The organism is Escherichia sp. WS568, assembly GCF_046486085.1.
Classification (GTDB): Bacteria; Pseudomonadota; Gammaproteobacteria; order Enterobacterales; family Enterobacteriaceae; genus Escherichia; species Escherichia coli.
In genome coordinates this window covers 1-20816 of record NZ_JBJQMC010000033.1, presented here as the reverse complement: position 1 = coordinate 20816, position 20816 = coordinate 1, and the positions used below count along the sequence as shown (strand labels likewise).

At 50.4% G+C, this 20816-nt stretch carries 21 protein-coding genes and 5 pseudogenes; 7 read left to right on the top strand and 19 right to left on the bottom strand.

Annotated elements, in window-relative coordinates:
• Window positions 1–25: 25 nt before the first annotated feature.
• Together tsuA and tsuB are read left to right on the top strand one after the other, a co-directional pair.
• Entirely contained in the window at window positions 26–1084 is a 1059-nt protein-coding gene (gene tsuA / locus ACJHWR_RS23485) for a thiosulfate utilization transporter TsuA/YeeE (RefSeq protein WP_000492349.1), read from the top strand.
• Between the two features lie 13 nt (window positions 1085–1097).
• Window positions 1098–1325 (top strand): thiosulfate utilization sulfurtransferase TsuB/YeeD, encoded by a 228-nt coding sequence (gene tsuB, locus ACJHWR_RS23480; protein WP_000985273.1) that lies wholly within the window; start codon window positions 1098–1100, stop codon window positions 1323–1325.
• Window positions 1326–1367: 42 nt separating this feature from the next.
• Here the strand turns inward: tsuB and sbcB are convergent, their stop codons facing one another.
• Entirely contained in the window at window positions 1368–2795 is a 1428-nt protein-coding gene (gene sbcB, locus ACJHWR_RS23475; protein ID WP_000980560.1) for an exodeoxyribonuclease I, read from the bottom strand.
• A gap of 208 nt (window positions 2796–3003) precedes the next feature.
• Between sbcB and dacD the strand changes: the two genes are divergently transcribed.
• The 4 genes from dacD (at window position 3004) to ACJHWR_RS23455 (ending at window position 6519) form a co-directional block, all read left to right on the top strand.
• Window positions 3004–4170: a serine-type D-Ala-D-Ala carboxypeptidase DacD gene (gene dacD / locus ACJHWR_RS23470; RefSeq protein ID WP_001296209.1), complete on the top strand. Its 1167-nt coding sequence runs from the start codon at window positions 3004–3006 to the stop codon at window positions 4168–4170.
• Between the two features lie 118 nt (window positions 4171–4288).
• Window positions 4289–4762: a DNA gyrase inhibitor SbmC gene (gene sbmC / locus ACJHWR_RS23465; RefSeq protein WP_001105376.1), complete on the top strand. Its 474-nt coding sequence runs from the start codon at window positions 4289–4291 to the stop codon at window positions 4760–4762.
• A gap of 197 nt (window positions 4763–4959) precedes the next feature.
• Window positions 4960–6018: an FUSC family protein gene (locus ACJHWR_RS23460; RefSeq protein ID WP_001200888.1), complete on the top strand. Its 1059-nt coding sequence runs from the start codon at window positions 4960–4962 to the stop codon at window positions 6016–6018.
• Window positions 6019–6189: 171 nt separating this feature from the next.
• Window positions 6190–6519, top strand: a complete 330-nt coding sequence (locus tag ACJHWR_RS23455; RefSeq protein ID WP_000450409.1) for a DUF496 family protein — start codon at window positions 6190–6192, stop codon at window positions 6517–6519.
• A gap of 100 nt (window positions 6520–6619) precedes the next feature.
• Here ACJHWR_RS23455 and ACJHWR_RS23450 read toward each other — a convergent pair whose 3' ends face one another.
• Window positions 6620–6802 (bottom strand): EutP/PduV family microcompartment system protein, encoded by a 183-nt coding sequence (locus ACJHWR_RS23450; RefSeq protein WP_001016346.1) that lies wholly within the window; start codon window positions 6800–6802, stop codon window positions 6620–6622.
• Between the two features lie 62 nt (window positions 6803–6864).
• On the opposite strand from ACJHWR_RS23450, the pseudogene ACJHWR_RS23445 reads away from it, so the two are divergent.
• Window positions 6865–7002: pseudogene (locus ACJHWR_RS23445) on the top strand (transposase domain-containing protein); the annotation flags it as partial.
• Between the two features lie 288 nt (window positions 7003–7290).
• Here the strand turns inward: ACJHWR_RS23445 and ACJHWR_RS23440 are convergent.
• The 17 genes and pseudogenes from ACJHWR_RS23440 to ACJHWR_RS23360 form a co-directional block, all read right to left on the bottom strand.
• Window positions 7291–7383: pseudogene (locus ACJHWR_RS23440) on the bottom strand (DUF957 domain-containing protein); the annotation flags it as partial.
• 33 nt (window positions 7384–7416) lie between these two features.
• Window positions 7417–7611, bottom strand: a complete 195-nt coding sequence (locus ACJHWR_RS23435; RefSeq protein ID WP_000988600.1) for a DUF5983 family protein — start codon at window positions 7609–7611, stop codon at window positions 7417–7419.
• Window positions 7608–7981 (bottom strand): annotated as a pseudogene (gene cbtA, locus ACJHWR_RS23430) (type IV toxin-antitoxin system cytoskeleton-binding toxin CbtA). Before cbtA ends, ACJHWR_RS23435 begins: the two are co-directional and overlap by 4 nt.
• 88 nt (window positions 7982–8069) lie before the next feature.
• Window positions 8070–8438: a type IV toxin-antitoxin system cytoskeleton bundling-enhancing antitoxin CbeA gene (gene cbeA / locus ACJHWR_RS23425; RefSeq protein ID WP_001285585.1), complete on the bottom strand. Its 369-nt coding sequence runs from the start codon at window positions 8436–8438 to the stop codon at window positions 8070–8072.
• A 73-nt stretch (window positions 8439–8511) separates the two neighbouring features.
• Window positions 8512–8733 (bottom strand): DUF987 domain-containing protein, encoded by a 222-nt coding sequence (locus ACJHWR_RS23420; RefSeq protein WP_000692359.1) that lies wholly within the window; start codon window positions 8731–8733, stop codon window positions 8512–8514.
• Window positions 8734–8795: 62 nt separating this feature from the next.
• The gene (locus tag ACJHWR_RS23415) at window positions 8796–9272 is read right to left on the bottom strand and encodes a RadC family protein (RefSeq protein ID WP_012311619.1); all 477 of its coding nucleotides are present in this window, start codon (window positions 9270–9272) and stop codon (window positions 8796–8798) included.
• Window positions 9273–9287: 15 nt separating this feature from the next.
• Window positions 9288–9767, bottom strand: a complete 480-nt coding sequence (locus tag ACJHWR_RS23410) for an antirestriction protein (protein ID WP_000860090.1) — start codon at window positions 9765–9767, stop codon at window positions 9288–9290.
• An 81-nt stretch (window positions 9768–9848) separates the two neighbouring features.
• Window positions 9849–10670 carry a DUF932 domain-containing protein gene (locus tag ACJHWR_RS23405; RefSeq protein ID WP_001234504.1) on the bottom strand — a complete coding sequence of 274 codons (822 nt, stop codon included), beginning with the start codon at window positions 10668–10670 and terminating at the stop codon, window positions 9849–9851.
• 220 nt (window positions 10671–10890) lie between these two features.
• Window positions 10891–11301: a hypothetical protein gene (locus ACJHWR_RS23400; RefSeq protein WP_000846713.1), complete on the bottom strand. Its 411-nt coding sequence runs from the start codon at window positions 11299–11301 to the stop codon at window positions 10891–10893.
• A 15-nt stretch (window positions 11302–11316) separates the two neighbouring features.
• Window positions 11317–12000: a hypothetical protein gene (locus tag ACJHWR_RS23395; protein WP_000775500.1), complete on the bottom strand. Its 684-nt coding sequence runs from the start codon at window positions 11998–12000 to the stop codon at window positions 11317–11319.
• A 135-nt stretch (window positions 12001–12135) separates the two neighbouring features.
• On the bottom strand, window positions 12136–13206 hold the full coding sequence (locus ACJHWR_RS23390; RefSeq protein WP_000102660.1) for a patatin-like phospholipase family protein: 1071 nt from the start codon (window positions 13204–13206) through the stop codon (window positions 12136–12138).
• Window positions 13203–14108, bottom strand: coding sequence for a diguanylate cyclase regulator RdcB family protein (locus tag ACJHWR_RS23385; protein ID WP_000203545.1), 906 nt, complete (start codon window positions 14106–14108; stop codon window positions 13203–13205). The genes ACJHWR_RS23390 and ACJHWR_RS23385 overlap by 4 nt, the downstream gene beginning before the upstream one ends.
• Window positions 14105–16501 carry a dynamin family protein gene (locus ACJHWR_RS23380; protein ID WP_000544732.1) on the bottom strand — a complete coding sequence of 799 codons (2397 nt, stop codon included), beginning with the start codon at window positions 16499–16501 and terminating at the stop codon, window positions 14105–14107. The genes ACJHWR_RS23385 and ACJHWR_RS23380 overlap by 4 nt, the downstream gene beginning before the upstream one ends.
• Before the next feature lie 217 nt (window positions 16502–16718).
• Window positions 16719–17591 carry a GTPase family protein gene (locus ACJHWR_RS23375; RefSeq protein ID WP_001069805.1) on the bottom strand — a complete coding sequence of 291 codons (873 nt, stop codon included), beginning with the start codon at window positions 17589–17591 and terminating at the stop codon, window positions 16719–16721.
• Between the two features lie 83 nt (window positions 17592–17674).
• Entirely contained in the window at window positions 17675–18826 is a 1152-nt protein-coding gene (locus ACJHWR_RS23370) for a hypothetical protein (RefSeq protein ID WP_000514103.1), read from the bottom strand.
• A gap of 1130 nt (window positions 18827–19956) precedes the next feature.
• Window positions 19957–20094: pseudogene (locus ACJHWR_RS23365) on the bottom strand (AAA family ATPase); the annotation flags it as partial.
• A 14-nt stretch (window positions 20095–20108) separates the two neighbouring features.
• Window positions 20109–20390 (bottom strand): annotated as a pseudogene (locus tag ACJHWR_RS23360) (IS21 family transposase); the annotation flags it as partial.
• Window positions 20391–20816: the final 426 nt, after the last annotated feature.

Genomic DNA, 20816 nt, shown 5'->3' with positions numbered 1-20816 from the left:
TAACATTCATCTGGTTAATTAATTTATGTTTTCAATGATATTAAGCGGGCTAATTTGTGGTGCTCTGCTGGGATTTGTCATGCAGCGTGGGCGTTTTTGCCTGACAGGTGGTTTTCGCGATATGTATGTCGCGAAAAATAATCGCATGTTTTACGCCTTGCTGATTGCAATTTCGGTACAAAGCGTGGGGGTTTTTGCGTTAATTCAGGCGGGCCTACTGACTTACGAAGCCGGGGCGTTCCCGTGGCTTGGTACTGTTATAGGTGGGTATCTTTTCGGGCTGGGAATTGTTCTGGCGGGTGGATGTGCCACCGGGACCTGGTATCGCGCGGGTGAGGGATTGATCGGCAGTTGGATCGCGCTTTTCACTTATATGGTGATGAGTGCGGTGATGCGTTCTCCACACGCCAGTGGTTTAAATCAAACCTTGCAGCACTACACTACTGAACATAACTCTATTGCTGATACTTTTAATTTGTCTGTGTGGCCGTTGGTTGCCGTTTTGCTGGTGATAACGCTCTGGGTGGTGATGAAAGAGTTGAAGAAGCCAAAACTCAAAGTCGCGACCTTACCGCCGCGCCGAACCGGGATCGCTCATATTCTGTTTGAAAAACGCTGGCATCCCTTTGTCACAGCTGTACTCATCGGTTTGATTGCGCTTTTAGCCTGGCCCCTGAGTGAAGCAACCGGACGTATGTTTGGGTTAGGCATCACTTCCCCAACGGCCAATATTCTGCAATTTCTGGTCGCGGGTGACGTGAAATACATTAACTGGGGCGTTTTCCTGGTGTTAGGGAGCTTCGTGGGGTCATTTATTGCCGCCAAAGCGAGCCGTGAGTTCCGCGTTCGCGCTGCTGATGCACAAACAACATTACGTAGCGGGTTAGGTGGTGTACTGATGGGCTTCGGTGCCAGCATTGCAGGTGGTTGCTCTATCGGTAATGGACTGGTCATGACTGCAATGATGACCTGGCAGGGCTGGATTGGCCTTGTATTTATGATTCTCGGAGTCTGGACTGCGTCCTGGCTTGTGTATGTTCGACCGCAGCGTAAGGCGCGACTGGCAACTGCTGCGGCAAATTAAGTAAGGTGTAAAGATGGCGATTAAAAAGCTGGATGTGGTGACGCAGGTCTGTCCGTTTCCACTCATAGAAGCAAAAGCAGCACTGGCAGAAATGGCCAGCGGCGATGAGTTGGTAATTGAGTTTGATTGCACCCAGGCAACTGAAGCAATCCCACAGTGGGCGGCAGAAGAAGGACATGCCATCACCGATTATCAGCAGATTGGCGATGCAGCGTGGAGCATCACCGTTCAAAAAGCCTGACTCAAAATTGTCCTCCGCCGTACCAGCGGCGGAGGCTTCACATTAGACAATCTCTTCCGCGTACTGCCAAAGCGCTTTTAACAGCGCCACTTTTTCTTTATCGTCGGCATACAGCTGCGCCAGCATCTGAATCTCTTCTGCATAGCCTTGTAAAAACTCGGGTGTGAAGACCTGGCGGCGGTGCTCAAGCCAGCGTTGCTGCTCGTTGTCATCTAACGTGCCGGGGAAGTTGCGGGCGCGGTAGTTGAACAGGAGTTTCTCGATACGCTTATCAACAAAGGTGATATCCAGAGCCGGTAAATTACGCGGTTCAGTCTCCAGCACGATTTTCATTGCTGCACGATCGGCGTCGCTAAAAAAGCCATTATAAAGCTGTGCATCTACATTATCTGATGGTGTAAACGGTTCAGCTTCTGCAAAAATTGCCACAACTTTGTCGCGTACTTGCGGGTTTTCGCGCAACACTTTCAGGTTATCCAGGCAGTGTTGACGAGCAATCCCTAAACGCTCAGCGTCTTCCGGGCGTAGCGTATTCGCCTGGGCCAGTACCGGACATTTATTGATATGCACCAGCTTAACCGGAACGGCGGCGTTATCGCCAAGATCGGCTTTTGCGGTATATAAACGCTCGCGCAATGTGTCGCTATCCAGCTCCAGTAATGGTGAAATGTCTCCTGCCAAATCCACCATAATTACGGCATTGCGATTTTCAGGATGCCACGCCAGCGGTGCCACCCAGCTGGTATTGCCACGCCATGCCCCAAACATTCCGGAAACGTGAACCAGGGGTTTCATCTGCGGAACATCAATCAACGCCATCAGTTTGTGTTTATTACGATGGGTAAAGAGATAATCAAACAGGCGTGGCTGACGCGTTTTTACCAGTTTCGCCATCGCAATAGTGGCGTACACATCAGCCATCGCATCGTGGGCGTTGCTATGTTCAATACCATTCGCTTTGGTTAAATGCTCAAGGCGAAAGCTCGGTAGACCGTCATCATTTTCAGGCCAGTTTATTCCTTCCGGGCGCAGGGCATAACAGGCACGCATAACATCCAGTAAATCCCAGCGCGAGTTATCATGCTGCCAGCTCCAGGCGTAAGGATCGTAGAAATTACGATAAAAAACGTTGCGTGTGACTTCATCGTCGAAACGCACATTGTTGTAGCCCAGAATACAGGTCTTCGGTACGGTAAAAAGCGAGTGAATACGGGCGGCAAACGCGGCTTCGTTTTCTCCTTTCGCCCGTGCTTCCTGCGGGGTAATACCGGTAATTAATACTGCTCCAGGCTGGGGTAAATAGTCATCCGCGGGCTTGCAGTAAAAGACTTCGGGTTCGCCGATGACATTGAATTCGTTATCAGTGCGAATGGCTGCGAACTGTGCAGGGCGATCTAACGCGGGGTGCGTTCCAAAGGTTTCGTAATCGTGAAACAAAAAGGTAGATTGTTGCTTACCGTCATTCATCATTAGGTTAAATCCGTTATTTCTGCTGTCTGCCAGAGTATCAAATATCACCGTGCTAATCAGCTTTAGCGCGACAATTTGGCAGCGAGTGGCAACAGATCATGTCAGATAAAAATGAGATAGTAGTCACATTTTCTTGCACTTTATTCCAGCCAGTTCATAAGTATTTCCGTAAAAAGAACAGCTATTTGAAACACCTGAGGGTTTGCTGTTGAAACGCCGTCTTATTATTGCTGCTTCTTTGTTCGTTTTTAATTTATCGTCTGGTTTTGCGGCGGAAAACATTCCTTTTTCACCTCAGCCTCCAGAGATTCATGCCGGGTCCTGGGTATTGATGGATTACACCACCGGTCAGATTCTCACCGCGGGTAATGAGCATCAACAGCGCAATCCCGCCAGCCTGACAAAGCTGATGACGGGCTATGTCGTGGATCGTGCTATCGATAGTCATCGCATTACGCCAGACGATATTGTCACCGTGGGGCGTGATGCGTGGGCGAAAGATAATCCGGTGTTTGTCGGTTCTTCACTGATGTTTTTGAAAGAGGGCGATCGCGTATCGGTACGTGATTTAAGCCGTGGTTTAATTGTGGATTCCGGAAATGACGCTTGTGTTGCACTGGCTGACTATATTGCCGGTGGGCAACGGCAGTTTGTTGAAATGATGAACAACTATGCCGAGAAGCTGCATCTCAAGGATACGCATTTTGAAACAGTGCATGGTCTGGATGCACCTGGCCAGCATAGCTCGGCTTATGATTTAGCTGTGCTTTCTCGCGCTATCATCCACGGCGAGCCCGAGTTTTATCATATGTACAGTGAGAAAAGCCTCACCTGGAACGGTATCACCCAGCAAAACCGTAACGGGTTATTGTGGGATAAAACCATGAATGTTGACGGCCTGAAAACGGGTCATACTTCTGGTGCCGGGTTTAATCTCATTGCTTCGGCTGTAGATGGGCAGCGTCGTCTCATTGCAGTGGTAATGGGGGCTGACAGCGCAAAAGGTCGTGAGGAAGAGGCAAGAAAATTACTGCGTTGGGGTCAACAAAACTTTACTACGGTGCAAATTTTGCACCGTGGGAAAAAGGTTGGTACGGAACGCATCTGGTATGGCGATAAAGAAAATATCGCCCTGGGAACGGAACAAGAGTTCTGGATGGTGCTACCGAAAGCCGAAATTCCACATATCAAAGCCAAATATACCCTTGATGGTAAAGAACTCACCGCGCCAATTAGCGCCCATCAGCGGGTAGGGGAAATTGAACTTTACGACCGTGATAAACAGGTGGCGCACTGGCCGCTGGTTACCCTGGAATCTGTCGGGGAAGGCAGCATGTTTTCCCGGCTGAGTGATTATTTCCACCATAAGGCCTGACCTTTCTTTTGCAGCAGACTGGCAGGAGTGCGAGTCTGCTCGCATAATCAACACTCATTCCTTGTGGTTTTAATATTGCAACTATACTGTATATAAAAACAGTATTAATGGGGGCGTCATGAACTACGAGATTAAGCAGGAAGATAAACGTACCGTTGCAGGTTTCCATCTCGTTGGCCCGTGGGAACAGACGGTAAAGAAAGGCTTTGAGCAGTTGATGATGTGGATAGATAGCAAAAATATTGTGCCGAAGGAGTGGGTTGCTGTCTATTACGACAATCCAGATGAAACACCCGCCGAAAAATTACGCTGCGACACCGTCGTGACGGTGCCGAATAACTTTACGCTCCCCGAAAACAGTGAGGGCGTCATTCTGACAGAAATTTCAGGTGGTCAGTATGCGGTGGCGGTGGCTCGTGTAGTCGGTGATGATTTTGCTAAACCCTGGTATCAGTTCTTTAATAGCCTCTTGCAGGACAGTGCCTATGAAATGTTACCAAAGCCCTGCTTCGAGGTTTACTTGAACAATGGCGCGGAAGATGGGTACTGGGATATCGAAATGTATGTTGCGGTGCAGCCAAAACATCACTAATTCATCTCAGGGCGGTGTGTTGACGCGAAGACCACTCTTTTTTTGAAAGCGAAAAGAGTAAGATGCGCCTTTCAAATTTTTCGCTCCTGCCGGGAAATTACACTGTTCCCGGTATGTCCGTCGGATAACTCAGAGGCGCGCCTTCTGGCCGACAGATGTGTTATGAGCGCTTTTAATCTTCATTACGGAGTTTCTGCGTGCGTGCCGATAAGTCATTAAGCCCGTTTGAAATCCGGGTATACCGCCATTACCGCATTGTGCATGGTACTCGGGTCGCGCTGGCATTCCTGCTCACTTTTCTCATTATCCGCCTGTTTACTATCCCGGAAAGCACCTGGCCGCTGGTCACCATGGTGGTGATTATGGGGCCAATCTCGTTCTGGGGGAACGTTGTCCCTCGTGCCTTCGAACGTATTGGCGGTACGGTGTTGGGTTCGATTTTAGGTCTTATCGCTCTGCAACTGGAGTTAATTTCGTTACCGCTGATGTTAGTCTGGTGCGCGGCGGCGATGTTTCTTTGCGGTTGGCTGGCGCTGGGCAAGAAACCGTATCAAGGATTATTGATTGGGGTGACGCTGGCAATTGTTGTGGGTTCCCCGACAGGTGAAATTGATACGGCGTTATGGCGAAGCGGCGATGTGATCCTCGGCTCTTTACTGGCAATGTTGTTTACCGGTATCTGGCCACAACGGGCGTTCATCCACTGGCGCATTCAACTGGCGAAAAGTCTGACCGAGTATAATCGGGTCTATCAATCTGCATTCTCACCGAACTTACTCGAACGCCCACGTCTGGAAAGCCATCTACAAAAACTGCTGACCGATGCCGTGAAAATGCGTGGGCTGATTGCGCCCGCCAGCAAAGAAACCCGTATTCCAAAATCGATATATGAAGGTATCCAGACCATTAACCGCAATCTGGTTTGTATGCTGGAGTTGCAAATCAATGCATACTGGGCCACGCGCCCCAGCCATTTCGTGTTATTGAACGCGCAAAAACTTCGTGATACCCAGCACATGATGCAGCAAATACTGCTGAGCCTTGTTCATGCGCTGTACGAAGGTAATCCGCAGCCGGTTTTTGCCAATACGGAAAAATTGAACGATGCTGTGGAAGAGCTGCGTCTGTTGCTTAATAACCACCATGACCTGAAGGTTGTGGAAACACCAATCTATGGTTATGTGTGGCTGAACATGGAAACGGCGCATCAGCTTGAGTTGCTATCGAATCTGATTTGCCGGGCCTTGCGCAAATAATTCCTGAACTTCAGAATCATCTTGCTGCTGCTTCGATTCAGCAAGGATAAAGGGTATGATAGTGAAAAGGGATAAAAGCATTGTCATCTGCGGCAGCTATGAGTAATGTTGGCCCTATCGAATAGCGGTTGCTTAAACGAATCCGACTCTCACATTATCAGGGGTATAAAAATGGAAACTACCAAGCCTTCATTCCAGGACGTACTGGAATTTGTTCGTCTGTTCCGTCGTAAGAACAAACTGCAACGTGAAATTCAGGACGTTGAGAAAAAGATCCGTGACAACCAGAAGCGCGTCCTGTTGCTGGACAACCTGAGCGATTACATCAAGCCAGGGATGAGCGTTGAAGCAATCCAGGGCATCATCGCCAGCATGAAAGGTGACTATGAAGATCGCGTTGACGATTACATCATCAAAAATGCCGAGCTCTCCAAAGAACGCCGCGATATCTCCAAAAAGCTGAAAGCTATGGGCGAAATGAAAAACGGCGAAGCGAAGTAATTCCTGTTTTATTCAATGAGGGTTGCCCGGCAACCCTCATTGCTCATTGATTCTTATCTGTGTATCACCGTCATCATTCTCATCTGAGAACCTATCGAAATTAGCGGCAGCCTTCTTCTGTATGCAGCAAGGCAAAAAGTTCTGTAACTCCATTGTTATTAACCGCACTGGTTACTAACACGTTGTGCGCTCCAGCTTCCCGTAACCAACATTTCACCAAAGATATTTGTTCCATGCTGGCTAAATCTGCTTTGGTTACTACTCCAATGACCGGGTGATTCATGGCCCGGTAGGGCGTTTTTACCTCTAATTCCTGCTTCAGCGCTGAGATTCCTGCTTGTTGCCGGAAAAGCAGGCACCTGCCGTCTGAACGGTATCGATCCGGAAGCGTATCTGCGCCATATTCTGAGCATACTGCCGGAATGGCCCTCCAACCGTGTTGACGAACTCCTGCCATGGAACGTAGTTCTCACCAATAAATAAGCGTCAATATGGTGCTCCGTTGACGCTTACTTTAATCCGTTTTCTGAGCTTAGATTTTTCTGTTCCTACCCAGACCGTGGATTTGGAATTCATTTTTTGTCAGGTCAATGCTAATCGTTAAAACGGCCATAACGCACCTCCACTGGAAGGTTTATCAGTAATATCCTACCGTTGCTTCATGGTCGGGGCGTCCATTCCATTATTATCGGTTTTCCTTTCTGTTTATAAATGAAAACGCCAGCTGTATTCAGGCTGGCGTCAGGGGAAATGAAGCCTGTTGAGTGAGATTCACCGGTTCTGGTGCAGAAGCTGCAGATGGCGCAGGGTAAGGACATCTTCTCTTGCCTGCTTAATACAGGACAACAGTGCTGTTTCTGTGGTTAATGGCACTATACCCTGCATCACTGCATTGTCTTACAGCAACTGGTGAGGGCTGGCATAAGTTGCCGGTGTTTCGGTAGAGTCACGGTCATCCACCACGCGGAGTGAATAACCGTTTTCAGCGGCCTTATTAATCAGTTCAGTGATATTAACACCATCAATGTCAACGACAATGTGCCCCATATCCAGCGCCTGTACGTTAACGCTGTCGGCTTCCAGTGTCATCATTTCGCCTCCGGATACTTACCCAGGGTAATGTTATTTACCGTTCTGTAATTGTCGCGGGTCATCAGGCCGGTCGCCCTGCGAGCCCGGAGGATATCGATGCTGTTTATTAACTGAGAGCGGGTACAGGCGCTGAATCCCGGCTGGTCGGTAGCACCAGCGCGTATTTTTCCACGAGAAAGTTCACCGCATCACACAGTGAAATGCCTGCCTCAATATGCTGCTCAATCACACGTTCATCGGCAAAAGGTGTGTCATTCTGTGTGAGGCCATAGTGCTGGTCCAGCAGTCGGGACAGCAGTATCTGCCAGATTTCAACAGGAGACGGGCGAGAACTGGCCGCCTGCCCGGGTAATACAGGTAATGTTTTCATACTGAAGATTTTCCTGATATGCAGATATAAAAATGGAAAAGTGGCGTGGTGAAAACACCAGGCCGTAGCAGAAGGCTATTCTGGAGAGTTAATTTTTCATTTCGGGCGTCGGATAAACAGCCAGATAAACGTAACCACAACTGCTGAGGGTATCGGCTTTGCAGGTCAGCCCTTTTGCATACAGCGTGACGGTATGCTGATGGCGGGGATTCAGTTCACCGCTGGTGAGCATGAGTTCCAGTTGTTTCATCAGCAGCGGAAAGGCCTGGTCCAGGTGGTACGCATCTGCATCGCTGAACAGGCCTCTGATACCGGCGCGGTCGGCAAGGTAATGCAGGCGGTTACCCTCCTGCACCAGACGTGCCCCGAAACAGGGCGTCACGGTGCAGGGCAGCCCCCACCAGGGGCGGTCGTGATTGTCGTCGGGAAGTGTTGTCCCGGGGAGTGTGTCTGACACGATAAAATCCTTACAGAAAATCGGCTAAGAATGGTCCGGTAGTGGCGATAATTCTGCTCATCAGAATTCCCACTCAGTTCAGGGTGACGCTCATCAGCCGGACATACGGACCAAAACTGTCCTTACGGCGTTCGGCAAACACGGCCAGCACACCGGGAATATCCTGCACTTCACGACCGGTATAAACCTCAGCACTGCCGTGCCAGCGGTATTTGCCGGTACAGAACGAAAAAAGACGGGATGCCGGATGCTGACGGTGAATACGCATGGCTTCGCCACGGGTGATAATTTTCATAATGGGATACCTCTGAAGACAGAAGATAAAAGTGAAAACAGGTGTGATGTGGTTGTGACGGGTTAAAGCAGACCATGTTCGGCAAAGGAGAAAACCTGGTTGCCACCGACTATCAGATGGTCCGGCACCCGGATATCCACCAGGCCCAGTGCCTGTACCAGACGTTCCGTGATAAGGCAGTCTGCCTTGCTGGGTGTGACTTCACCGGACGGGTGATTGTGTGCCAGCACCACGGCAGCGGCATTGTGATACAGGGCGCGTTTAATCACTTCCCGGGGATGGACTTCCGTGCGGTTGATGGTGCCGGTGAAGAGGGTTTCACCGGCAATCAGCTGATTCTGGTTATTCAGATACAGCACCCGGAATTCTTCACGCTCCAGTCCCGCCATGTTCAGAATCAGCCATTCCCGTGCCGCACGGGTGGAGGTGAAGGGCACGCCGGGTTCATGAAGATGGCGGTCCAGGGTTTTCAGGGCCCGCAGAATGAGGCTGCGCTCGCCGGGCGTCATCTCTCCTGGCAGAAAGGAAAGTTGTTGCATTGTGCTTCTCTCCATTCAGTCGATGATGCGCATAATGGCGCTGCATTCCGGATGCTGCAGGGCGTAATCCCGCAGCCGGTAATAATGGACCGTCATGGCATAACACTCTGTACGACAGGCATGATGACTGTACGTCATCAGACAGGCAGCAATGCCGGCGGCTTCCGGGCTCATTTCAGCGCGGTTACCGTTCATGACATTGAACAGTACCCATGTTTCGTCATCATCGTCATCCGGTTCGGGTACCATAAATGCCCCGCCGTTGTTCAGGGTGTACAGATTCCAGATACCACCGCAGTAGTCTTCGCACAGACGGTCCATCCAGCCGAAGACACGGGGCTCCAGGGTCACCCACTGTGGAATGAGGCCAAAATGCTGCGGCCAGAAGCTGATGCGCTGTTCATCAGGGACGAGGCTGGCAACCAACTGAGGCGGATTATTCTCTGGTGTTGTAGCTGAATAAATTGTGGGGGTATTCTGAGAAACGGTTTTCATGAGATAACTCCTTAAATAACAAATAAATGTGTGTTTTTCAGGAACGAAAGCTGAATGATTCCCTCACTCAGGGAAACGGCATCAGCGCAGGCTCTCCAGCATCGTTTCTGCCATCACCCACAATGCGCGATTGAGCTTAATGTCGGTATCAATGCTGTGAATGGCCCGGGTATGGATACGTTTTCCTCTGGCACTGCGACCGGAAATCCCGCCTTTCAGCATATTCTCCTGGATGGTCTGATATGCGCTCCACAGGTCCTTACCGTAATCCTCCCGGCGTCGCGGCGTCAGAATGTCGGCGGTGGTGACGGGCTGATGTTCGTCACCATAACGGTAAGTCAGTGCCGCCTGTGCCAGCGCCTGGCGTGCCGGTGGCGGCAGGACCAGCGACTGCATGGCATCACGCTTCTCCTCTATCCGGTCAAACACGCCCACCACCTCGTAAGCCCCTTCGATAACTTTCTCCACTACATTTCCCCGGTGTGGAACACGCACTTCCCCCAGAGACTGGCCACAGACGCACCCGTTCTGGCAGACGAACCTGAAGTAACCCGGCAGCATCTGGTAGCTGGAGGTACCGTCATGAGAGTTGAGCAGAATAATTTCAGGGACATGTTCTCCGTTTATCTCTCCGGCCCGCCGCAGACGCAGCATGTGTTTTGTGTATCCCCGGCGGCCCGGGTCGCGCACACGGGTCTGGCAGGCGAAGAACGGCTGAAAGCCTTCCCGCTGCAGATTTTCCAGGACGGTAATGGTGGGAATGTACGCATACCGTTCACTGCGGGAGATGTGCCGGTCTTCCCCAAAAATACTGGGTACATGGCGTATCAGTTCTTCATGTGTCAGCGGACGGTCACGGCGTATCTGGTTTGCAGCATAACCAAAACGACTGGCTAATCGCATACTTTGCTCCTTATCGGTGGTTAAGATTTACTGGTGCAATAAATGAAAAAAGCCGCGTCTCCCGGAGAAGACGCGGCCTGACGGGTGAAATGAATAAGGTTTATTGTCTGAGAGGCCTTTCACTGGCGAGCCACGCATTAAGCGGCTTTCCGGTAACAATGGCTGGGGCTGTATTTACCTTTGATATTAATAATGTGCAGAGAAACGCATGGTTTACTCCTTAGATTTTAAGTTTGTCCTGGGCTACAACGACAGGTTTTCCGGATGTGTCGATGACTCCTACCGTCGGTACGCCATTTTTGATTTCGAAGAACGGTTTGTTGCTACCTGAGCACAGTTGATTGTCCCCGTATTCAATCATTTGTGCTTTCCCGGTTTTCAGGTTAACTACCGAGACAGTGTAGTCGTAGCACCAGGCACCACCACGCTCAAGCACGAAAACATAGCTGTTATCTTTATAGTTGAACTGATTCTTTGTCTGGCAATTCATACCGTCAATTTCGGTACAGGAAAACGCTTCTGTAGTATTAACGTATTTGATGTTATTTGGCAGTTTTACTTGTTTCGCAGTAGCGAAGACAGAGAACAGAATAGTTACAGCAACGAGTAAAGTTTTGATAAAAGTTTTCATGATAGACTCCTTAAATTAGTTAACCGCAGCTACGTAGTTTTTCACCAGATACGCGAATTCATGCACGCCAATTTCACCGAACCAAACCAGGTAGGCCGGGTCATCTAAACCAAAGTAACGGTAGCCAACAACTTCATGGGTTTTTGGGTTATAGAGTGTTACGATAAAGTCCCAGCCGCAGGTATTGGCTTTGCAACCGTCGCCCTGGAACCAGACTGTACCGTTAATGTTTACTGGCGTGATACCTCCACCAGGGCCATCCATATAGCCGCCTTTACCGAACATGCCGCTCAGTCCGACCGGTTTTAATGCTTTGTCGATAGCGGCTTTGTAGGTAGCGTCACCTTCGTACAACTCGTACGTTGATGGACACGCTCCAGGTTGTTCAGCCCAGGCTTCCGGGTTACAACTAAGAGCTTGTTTTACGGTAGCCGCTTCTGCGTTAAAGTTAAAGCCCGTGAACAGAACCGCCAGAAATAACATAAGGGTATGTAAACGTTTCATTGTAAATATTCTTCCGTTGTAAATGGCGCTGGAAAATTTCTCATCAGTGAAACCTTCCGGAAGTTTCCCCCCCTTGTATGATGTATATCGCCAGTATTTTATTTCATCCCGGCTGTAATTTTTATATTCCCCGGCACGTGCAATAACGCTGACCAGAGATATAAGGCTCATTAATAACTTTACAGGTAATTTCATAATTAAATTTCCAGTGAGTGAATTGACAGGTGAGGGGTAAAACTTTCTCTCAGGTAATATATATCTGAAAATATTTTCAATAACACCAGACAGGAAAAACACCACCACAGGCGGTGGCGTTTCTTTGGGGCGTCTTTATTTAATCCGGGCCATCGCGTTTCTCAGTGCCAAATCTGCCTCTTCCGTTATATCCAGGCTTTTCTGCAATACCGCCTCTGACCGGGTCAGTGCCTGACGTGCTGCCAGCGGTTTCCGGATATGCTCCATCGCCAGCATCGTGTCTTCATAGCCCTGCTGACGCCAGGCGTCGGTATGTGCCGATGTAAAACTGAGCAGACCGCCGCTGTTGCCACCATCACCTGCATATTTCAGCCTTTTCCGGGGACGGATCTCAAGGATTGTGGTGTCCGGAAAAGCCTGGCGATCCCATAAAGAACCGTCACTCAGATGCGTCACAATCACCATATTGCATCCGGCATCGACCAGAGGCGTCACAGGGGTATTTCCCTGCATATTTCGCCATCCTCCCATACCACCATCACCGAACATTGTCCCCTGAACCTCACGGGGACGGAACAGCAGGGGCAGCGCGGCTGACGCAAGCAGAGCCTCTTTCTGCTGTCCGCGGGGCAGGCTCTGGATATGCTGAAAAACGGCGTTTTTCGTGGTTCCGACACCCAGTTCAGCACGAATGCAGTCAATAATATCCTGCATGCCCCCTTCTGTGGGGTACAGCGACACATACAGCGGTAGCCCGTCTGCCAGAGCATCAGTATCAAGATAATGATCCATCAGCGCTGTCAGGGGCTCATCTGACAACAACGGCTGAGCCATCAGATTGTCAAACCCGTTGATTGTCGATATATGGCGAAGAAGCGTCGTAAGCAGTGCTCCTGCACGTCCGGGGATCTGGCAGAGGTTCATTGCCTGGAACAATTTTTTCAGCAATGAAAAGTAAACCAATCTGTTTACCGACAGCACCTGATTATTCCCCAGATGATCCCAGAGCGCCTCCAGGCGTACGGCAGCTTCTGACAGATCGGTAGAGGCCGCGATAATGGCACCATTGAATGCGCCAATGCTGGCCCCTGAAACCATGCTGATCTGTGTACCACACTCTGCCAGTGCCTTAACCACTCCCGCCTGATAAGCGCCCACCGCCCCGCCACCGGACAGCACCAGCCCCGTTTTCATTTCTGTACTCATGCAGCCCCCTTCTGAAATATTTCATCGACCATACTTTCAGAGAGGCGTTCTGCAGAGCAGAGGCGAGGCATGCGAACCGGTAAGTGTTCTGCAGCCTGCGTGGTTGACCAGATCACCGGATGCTGCTCTTCACTGCACCAGTCTCCCAGCCAGTTAATCGCGTCATGCCACTCGTTATCTGCCTGCTCCCGGCCCTGACCACCAAGCCAGTCCAGAGTGTTCAGACGCACGGTTGCACTACCGCCACTCTCCTGTGCCATCTGCGTTAATGCTTTATGTCTGAGAATATCCAGTAGCTGGTTAACCTGGCCTGTTTCGCTCTGACGTATCACATCACCAAACGCGCCCCAGCGAAGCTCTTCAAGTGCCACATAACAACGTCCGGCAGGGGAAAATGACGCATATCGCCCGGCGCTCCACCATGAGAATATCTGCTCAAGATGTAACTGCGCCCGCTGAACCTGGTCAACACGGTGGAGTTTTTCTTCAAGATGATTCAGTTTATGGTGAACCTGATCGGCCAGGGTGAGTAACTGCTCCCGCGTATCTGCGGAATAATGCGCCAGCCTGGCTGTATCACTGACCAGTGAACTGACCCTGTCGTTTACCCGGGTAATCGCGTAGTTTGTGGTGGCAAGTGACGTTGTCATCTCCGTCAGCCAGCGCAGGGACGCCTCAACGCCCTGTGCAAGCGACGCATTGATGGCATTCTGCCGTGCAGCGCCTTCGCCGGTCAGCCCCTCTTTTAAACGCCGGAAGAACGTGCGCTCTCCGGCCGTGCGGATATGCTCCTGTGCAACATCGATTCCGTTTGCGAAATCAACCACAAATTTTTCAGGAAGACAGGTGAGTACCTGACATACCCGGTTATCAGCAATTTGTTGAATAAATGGTGAAGTCACAGCATTGTCTCCAGCTCTTCCCTCAGCGCCTTACTGTCAGTAATGAGCTCAGGAACCCTTTCATTTAATGCCTGAAGTCGCCCGGTAAGCCGTTCCTGCGCCTGCTGATCGCGTTTATGATCTTCAGAGCTCTGAATCAGCGTGTTACGCAGTTGTTCAACTTTCTCCCTGAATGCGCAGAAAAAGGCATCGATTTCCTGGCGGACGGGCTGGTTAATATCCTGCTCAATGGATGCCTGCAGCTCCCCGAAATATGCCCGGGTCAGTGACATAACTTCCTCTCTGACCTTGTTGATATTGATCACGCTGCGACTCACATCCTCGTCATAGTTTTCCCAGCCCAGGTCACTGGTGCCAAACCATCGACAAACGGTTCCCCATACGCCACTCTGCCGACGGCGACGGGTGACGGTCTCCGTTCTTTCCTCCATAAGCGCACTCAGATTTATTTTTACCGCGAGCCGGGTCTGTAACTGGCTGACTGCCGGAAAACTGATTTTTACGGTAAAGCCCTCATCCTCCAGGCGGGCATTGATGCGACCGGCAATGTTTTCTGTGGCGTACAGGGCCGTGCCACGAAAACCTGTTTCAATCCCGCTGACGATTTTCTCCAGCTCAGGCCGGAACTGTGCTTCAGCCTCACGGTGCAGGCTGGTCACGGTCGATTCGATTTGCGTCATCAGTTCAAGGGCTTCCCTGCGATCACTGAATTTTATTTCGGGGCTGTCCGGGGCAAAATCTCGTTTCCTGTAATCCTCCCGGCCCTGGTTGTTGATACCGGACCATTGAGAAATTTTCCCCCATAATCCGGACTGAGACCTTCGTTGTTCTGCGTCTTCTTCCTCCAGCATTTGCTGTTCTTTGCGTTTACCGCTTCTGAAATAGTCATTCAGCTCCTCTTCCAGTGAGGTGCAGACCCCCGTCAGTAATTCCCGGGTTTTAGTATCGATCTCCTCCATGGCCATTCTGACATCAGTGGTCATCTGCTCCTGACAGTCCGCGATTTCCCGGATATCCGCAAGCAGGCTGGTGATATGCGACTGCAGTGACTGAATGCTTTGCTGTAGCCCCTGATGGCGTAACAACAGGTATTCACTGATATTTTCTGCATTCTGCATCAGTTTTGCGGCGGCAGAGTCAACCGCCAGTGCCGCAGCTCTGGAATGTGAGCTCTGTATGACTTCCGTTATCAGTTGATCGATAAGTGAGCCTTCCCACAGGTCTGTCGCCCCTTCAGTTGCCAGTTCACTGTCTTTACAGACGTATTCTTTTTTCATGCAACCGAAGGCACCTCTGATAAAATCATCGACCCAGGCTTCATCAACAGGAAGGGTTCCGTTTTTCCGTAACTCATGAAGCGCACGGTTAGCCAGGTATGCCTGGCGTGAGGATCCGGGATAAACGCGGGAGGCGGGCAGCACATCGCTGTTCAGCATTGCCGGAACTTTCTGGCGTACGGCATCTGCCCCATCGCCATTGCGGTCTTTCTCATCAAATTTATTGACCAGTACAAACAGGCGGCCGGCTGATACGTCAGCAATGGCATTAAGCTCTTTACGGACGTCTTCATCCGCTTTTGAGTTCATCTGGGTGTAATCCATCACAGCCAGAACCGCAGAGGCTTTCTGCAGTTGATCCCGCATCATCACTTCCATCTGCGGTTGTCCGGCCTCATTAGGGCCGGGGGTATCCAGCAGTGTGAGTGTTCCCTGGCATGCATCCATCCCCACCAGATGGCTGAATTCCACGTCGATCACCGGCAGTTTCTGCACTTCTGCGTATTCATCAAAAGGAAATTCAGTCCCCATTGCCGCAGCAAGACGAACCAGATCGTTTAACGATGCCAGTCCGGTAAAGATTTCCTCCTCCCCGTGGTATTCATTTTTGAGCCAGCCATCATCCGTCAGAATATCCAGCAGTTCGCGGGTATCCCCGGTTTGCTGCAGGGTCTGTGCGACCTGCTGTCCTGCCGGGGTGGCGAGTTTTTCCTGCAGTGTGATTAATAAATTGCGGACAGGCTGAATATGTTCCAGATGGAGAACCGGCTCAGTTTTTCCGGGAACGTGGCGGATGAGCGTCGGTACAGAGGTCATGGGGCGGTTACGGTTAGGCAGAATTTCCTGCCCCACAATGGCGTTGATGGTGGTTGATTTGCCTGCTTTCATCGTGCCGACAACAGCCAGCACCATCTCCCTGCGGGCGGTTTTGATTTGTTCGCCCTCCAGCTCCTCAATTCTTTTCAGTGCTTTCTGTTTATCAAAAAGCAGTCTGTTTTCGTTCTTACTGTCAGATAACACATCTGGCTCCTCAACCATTTGCCGGAGCAGATTAATGTTCAGTTGCAAAAGTCGGTCGGCTTCATCACAAAGCAGGGCGATGTTCTTTTCGTGCATTATTTAACCTTCCTAAGACGCATTTTCATGACAACCACGGAGGAGGTCATTTACTACAAACGATCGTTTATAACGATCGATATGATAGTAACGATCGATGTATTCTATTAACTTGAGAAACACAACGCAAGGGGACAACCCGGGTATGGCTGCGTTTGCATAGTGTTTTCATGGAGTTAAAAATCTGTAACAACAGCCTGGTACATCACCACCGGGTTCAGAAGAAAATCCAGTTCCATACCGCGCGGGCAACAGAGACCACCGAGTCACGGACGGCACGCAGAACCGTGCGTGCAACAGAGGCAATACAGGCGCTCTCCGCCGTGTCAAATATCCGGTCCACCGCACCGGTAAACTGTTCACGGGCCTGAGCGCGGACAGATTCCGTGCGCAGCTCGTCCTGCAGGCGGGTCATCAGGGGACTGGCGGCATGGTCGGGAAGTGCTGTCATGAGCGCACTGACCAGCGTATCCAGTTCCCAGCCGGTGCGGGCCGATACGGCAACAACCCGATGTACGGGCCGGAACAGACGGAATACCGCCTCCGTTTTTTCGCGAATGTTCTGTGCCTGTGCGGGAGAAGGCTGAATACCGGCCATATCCCATTCATGGCAGGGCTCCGTTTTATCGGCCTGCATCACCACAAACAGTACCCGCTGATGTCCCCGGTGCAGGATGTGTCGCCAGAAATACTCATCCACAGACAGGGCACGGTCATCGGCTTTAATCAGCCACAGTACCAGGTCCAGTTCGGGCAGAATGTCACGGTACAGGGCTTCATACTCTGCATCCCTGTCCCGGCTCTCGCCCACCCCGGGCAGGTCAGTGATAACCATGCTGTGACCATGGCCATTCAGACGGAAGCGCTGCACTTCCCGGGTGCCGGCGTGAACATCACTGACCGGGGTGATCTCCCCCTGAAACAGCGCATTACAGAGTGAGGATTTACCGGCCCCGCTTTTACCCATAATGCCAGGCACGGGTTCGTGACTGGTGAGTTTGCGCAGATGTTCCAGGATGTGACGGGAAAGTGAGTAAGGCAGGGAGGAGAGCGGTTTTTCAATTGCCTCAATGGCATCAGACGGATTCATACATGTATTCCCGGTGAAAAAAGACAAAACCCCGCGCACCGGAAAGGTGGCGGGGGATTCACGGAAATAATATCTGTCTGAAATTATCTGGAATCGATTTGGCTGTTCTGCCTGGTTGCCACCAAATCATGGTACGCCTGCTCAATCATTTCATTCAGCAGTTTTTTTGGGAGGACACCACGACTTCGGGCAATACTTTCAAGCTGTTTGTGGATTTTTCCGGACAGTTTCAGAGGGACGGAACCATCAGCACGTTCATCACGCCTTTTTTGTTGCTCCCGGGCACTTTTCAGCTCATCAAGAAGAATCGCTTTATGCTGAATCCTGGGGGCCTGGAAGGAGACCTGCGTAAACTTCGCTCTGTTCCGTCTGGGATTACTTTCCAGTAAAAACTGTACCTGTTGCTCATTCCAGCCCTCCCAGTTATCAAACGTGGCGCAGGCAAACCAGTATTTCTGCTCCGGGGTAAGGGGATTCAGCGGGGTTCCCACACACCGGATCTGCATGGCGTTCCATAACCAGTCACACTGTTCACTGTCCCTGCTGTCCACCCACGAAAAGGGGGAGGGGTAATCATTGTTTATGCTGGCCCATTCAGAGAATACTGAGTTGATAATCGTCCTCGTAGCCTCTGGTCCGGATTTCAGCAGGTAACTGGAGCAGAACCATATAATTTCACGGTAGATTTTATCCGGATGCACGGTGCGCATCGGCTTTTCTCTGGGACCGGCAATCTTCGGTTGCGATGGAAACCCCGTGGCAAACCGCAGATGTTCCGGGGGCATTCCTGAACGTTTTTCAGGAATGGGTGTGAGTCCTGCGTTTCTGGTCTTTTCCGCTTGTCCGGTATTGCCTCCGGCCGGAGTGTTGTCGGGAGTATCTTCCGGAGGCGAGGTGTTTTCATTAGTTGGGGGAACAACAGCAGAACTGTCCATCTCCGGAATGGGTTGAGGGGCATAATCACTGTGGTAGCCAGGGGAAAGCGTTAAGTCCCGAAGGGTGACATCAGGTTCCGGGCAGTGAGTGCCACCGGGAGTGAACGGGAGTTGTTGCTTTTGGGAGAAAAATGTATTGTGAATGCGGGTATACAGCTGGAACAGAAAAAAATAAGATGCCCGTGGTTCTTTTTTTAACCACTGTGTATATTCCTCTATGGCACCGAGCTGTTGTTTGTGCCGTTTTACAGTATCGATATACGGACAGCTGGTGCAGATATCATCCAGTTCCTTTCCCACAATACACCTCACCTGCTTTTCTCACATTTGCAGATTTTAAAAAAGCAAACAAAAACCTCCGTACATGATGTACAGAACAATCTACCAGGTAGTGGCGTCAGAAAACCTCCGGGCCGCCTGCACTTTCCGGAATGCGCCGGTTATGAAAAACCGGAAATTCAGTCTCTGTTGTAAGATGTACCCTCTGATACTACGTTTTCTCTGTGTATTTAACTCACTGTATTTATTGTCTTTTTAAGCTTGACTGATATTCTCCGGTCATAGTGTGCCGGATATACATCCCGTAAACTTCTCATTTTTATATAAAAATACCTGCACTCTCTTCAGCGCATCTGTCTCCTTTAAGTAAAAAATGTTTTCACGTATTGCTGTAAATTCATTTTAAATCAGTATATTACCTTGATATTGCTGTCTCCTGGTTTGATGCGTAATCGTTCTGCCTTTCTGGATGATTCTGGTGCTTCCGGGTGCATTCTCCTCTGCACATGCAACAGTTCGTCATCGCCACGCTCCCAAAAAGCATATAAAAACGAATCGAATTTGATATTTTTTTCAATCGTTTTTCATAGGAATTTCGTAGGGTATTCTCCGCTATAACCTCCATATTTGCTGTCTTTTTCTTCATAAATCGTATGCAATGTAGCCTGTCTGTCAAGACCTCTTCTCTGCTGTTGAGGAGACGATCTCATTTTTGGTCTTTTCCGGGAGAGAGGCTGTCAGATGAGCGAGCCGGATTTACTGTCAGAGGTACACCCCGTAGCAGACCTGTGCTCCCATTTCCGCGATCCGGAACCAACAACACCCTACGGTTAATACCATTTGAAGCGTCAGGTACTGCAGGAAGTTCCCCCCTGCGCGGACATCGGTTCCTGCCGACATCTCACAATACGGCCAGACTGTCATGCAGTAACACCCGCATGCGGTCTGCGGTTTTAAGCGCACTCTCCCGTTTTCAGTGCACCGATAATGCGTCATAGTAAGTCTGGGGGAAGTTACGGAATGCCTGTTAAGTGGTGCCGTGGGTGGAGACAGCTTACTTTTCTACAGCAACTGCAGTCATTCAGGATGATCAGGAGATATTCTGTCAATGTCACGATCCTGCCATTTTCGTACCCGCTAAGATACTTCCGTTACTGATGCTGTCCGCTTTTCACCATTTCATCCTCACTGACAGGCGTTGCGTTTTGGGTCATCACCACAGCTTTACGTTTCTCTTTTAACCGGTAACGCTCTCCTTTGATATTCAGCGTGGTTGAGTGATGCAGCAGTCAATCCAGGAGCGCTGTTGTCCGGCAACCACCATATCAACTTCTTCCCGGGTGTGGCGGAGAGGTGGTATCCTGGCTGAGTTTCGAAGCGAACCGTTCTTTTTGACGGGCGCATTTTACGTCCGGGCTGAATGTAGTAACGCGGCATGGAACGTCGGCCCGTATACCATTGCCTTAATCTCCGCAAAGATAACCTCGTCATTCCGGACATTCTCTGCCAGGCATATGTCGATGTAATCCATAAACGATTTCAGCTTACCCCTTTTGTGGCCAGTCTTTCTGGCTGGCGGTTCAGGGGATGTTTTCTGGTTATCGTGTACCACAAAGCAGGGATATTGCCCCGATAGTCACATTTCAGATTGATCGCGGTCTGAAGATGTGGCACTGAGGTAACGTGCTGGTGTCACTGGTATTGCTGAAGTTATGGTTTTTCGGGGTCAGGTGAGCCTGTTGTGTGTATGCTTTTTGTTCAGGTCAGAGGGGGACTGTGTGGACAGCGGCTTTTGTCTCCGGGCATTCACGCCTGAACGATGAATGCGATTTTCAGCAATATTTGTCTTTGTGACACTCTCTGGTTGAGAAGCTAATGCGCGCCCCTGTTTCCACAGAGAATGTACTGCACCCATTTTGTTGGACGATGAAATGGAATAGCCCCTGATATGTCAAAGCCAAAATACCCTTTTGAAAAGCGCCTTGAAGTCGTGAATCACTACTTCACTACT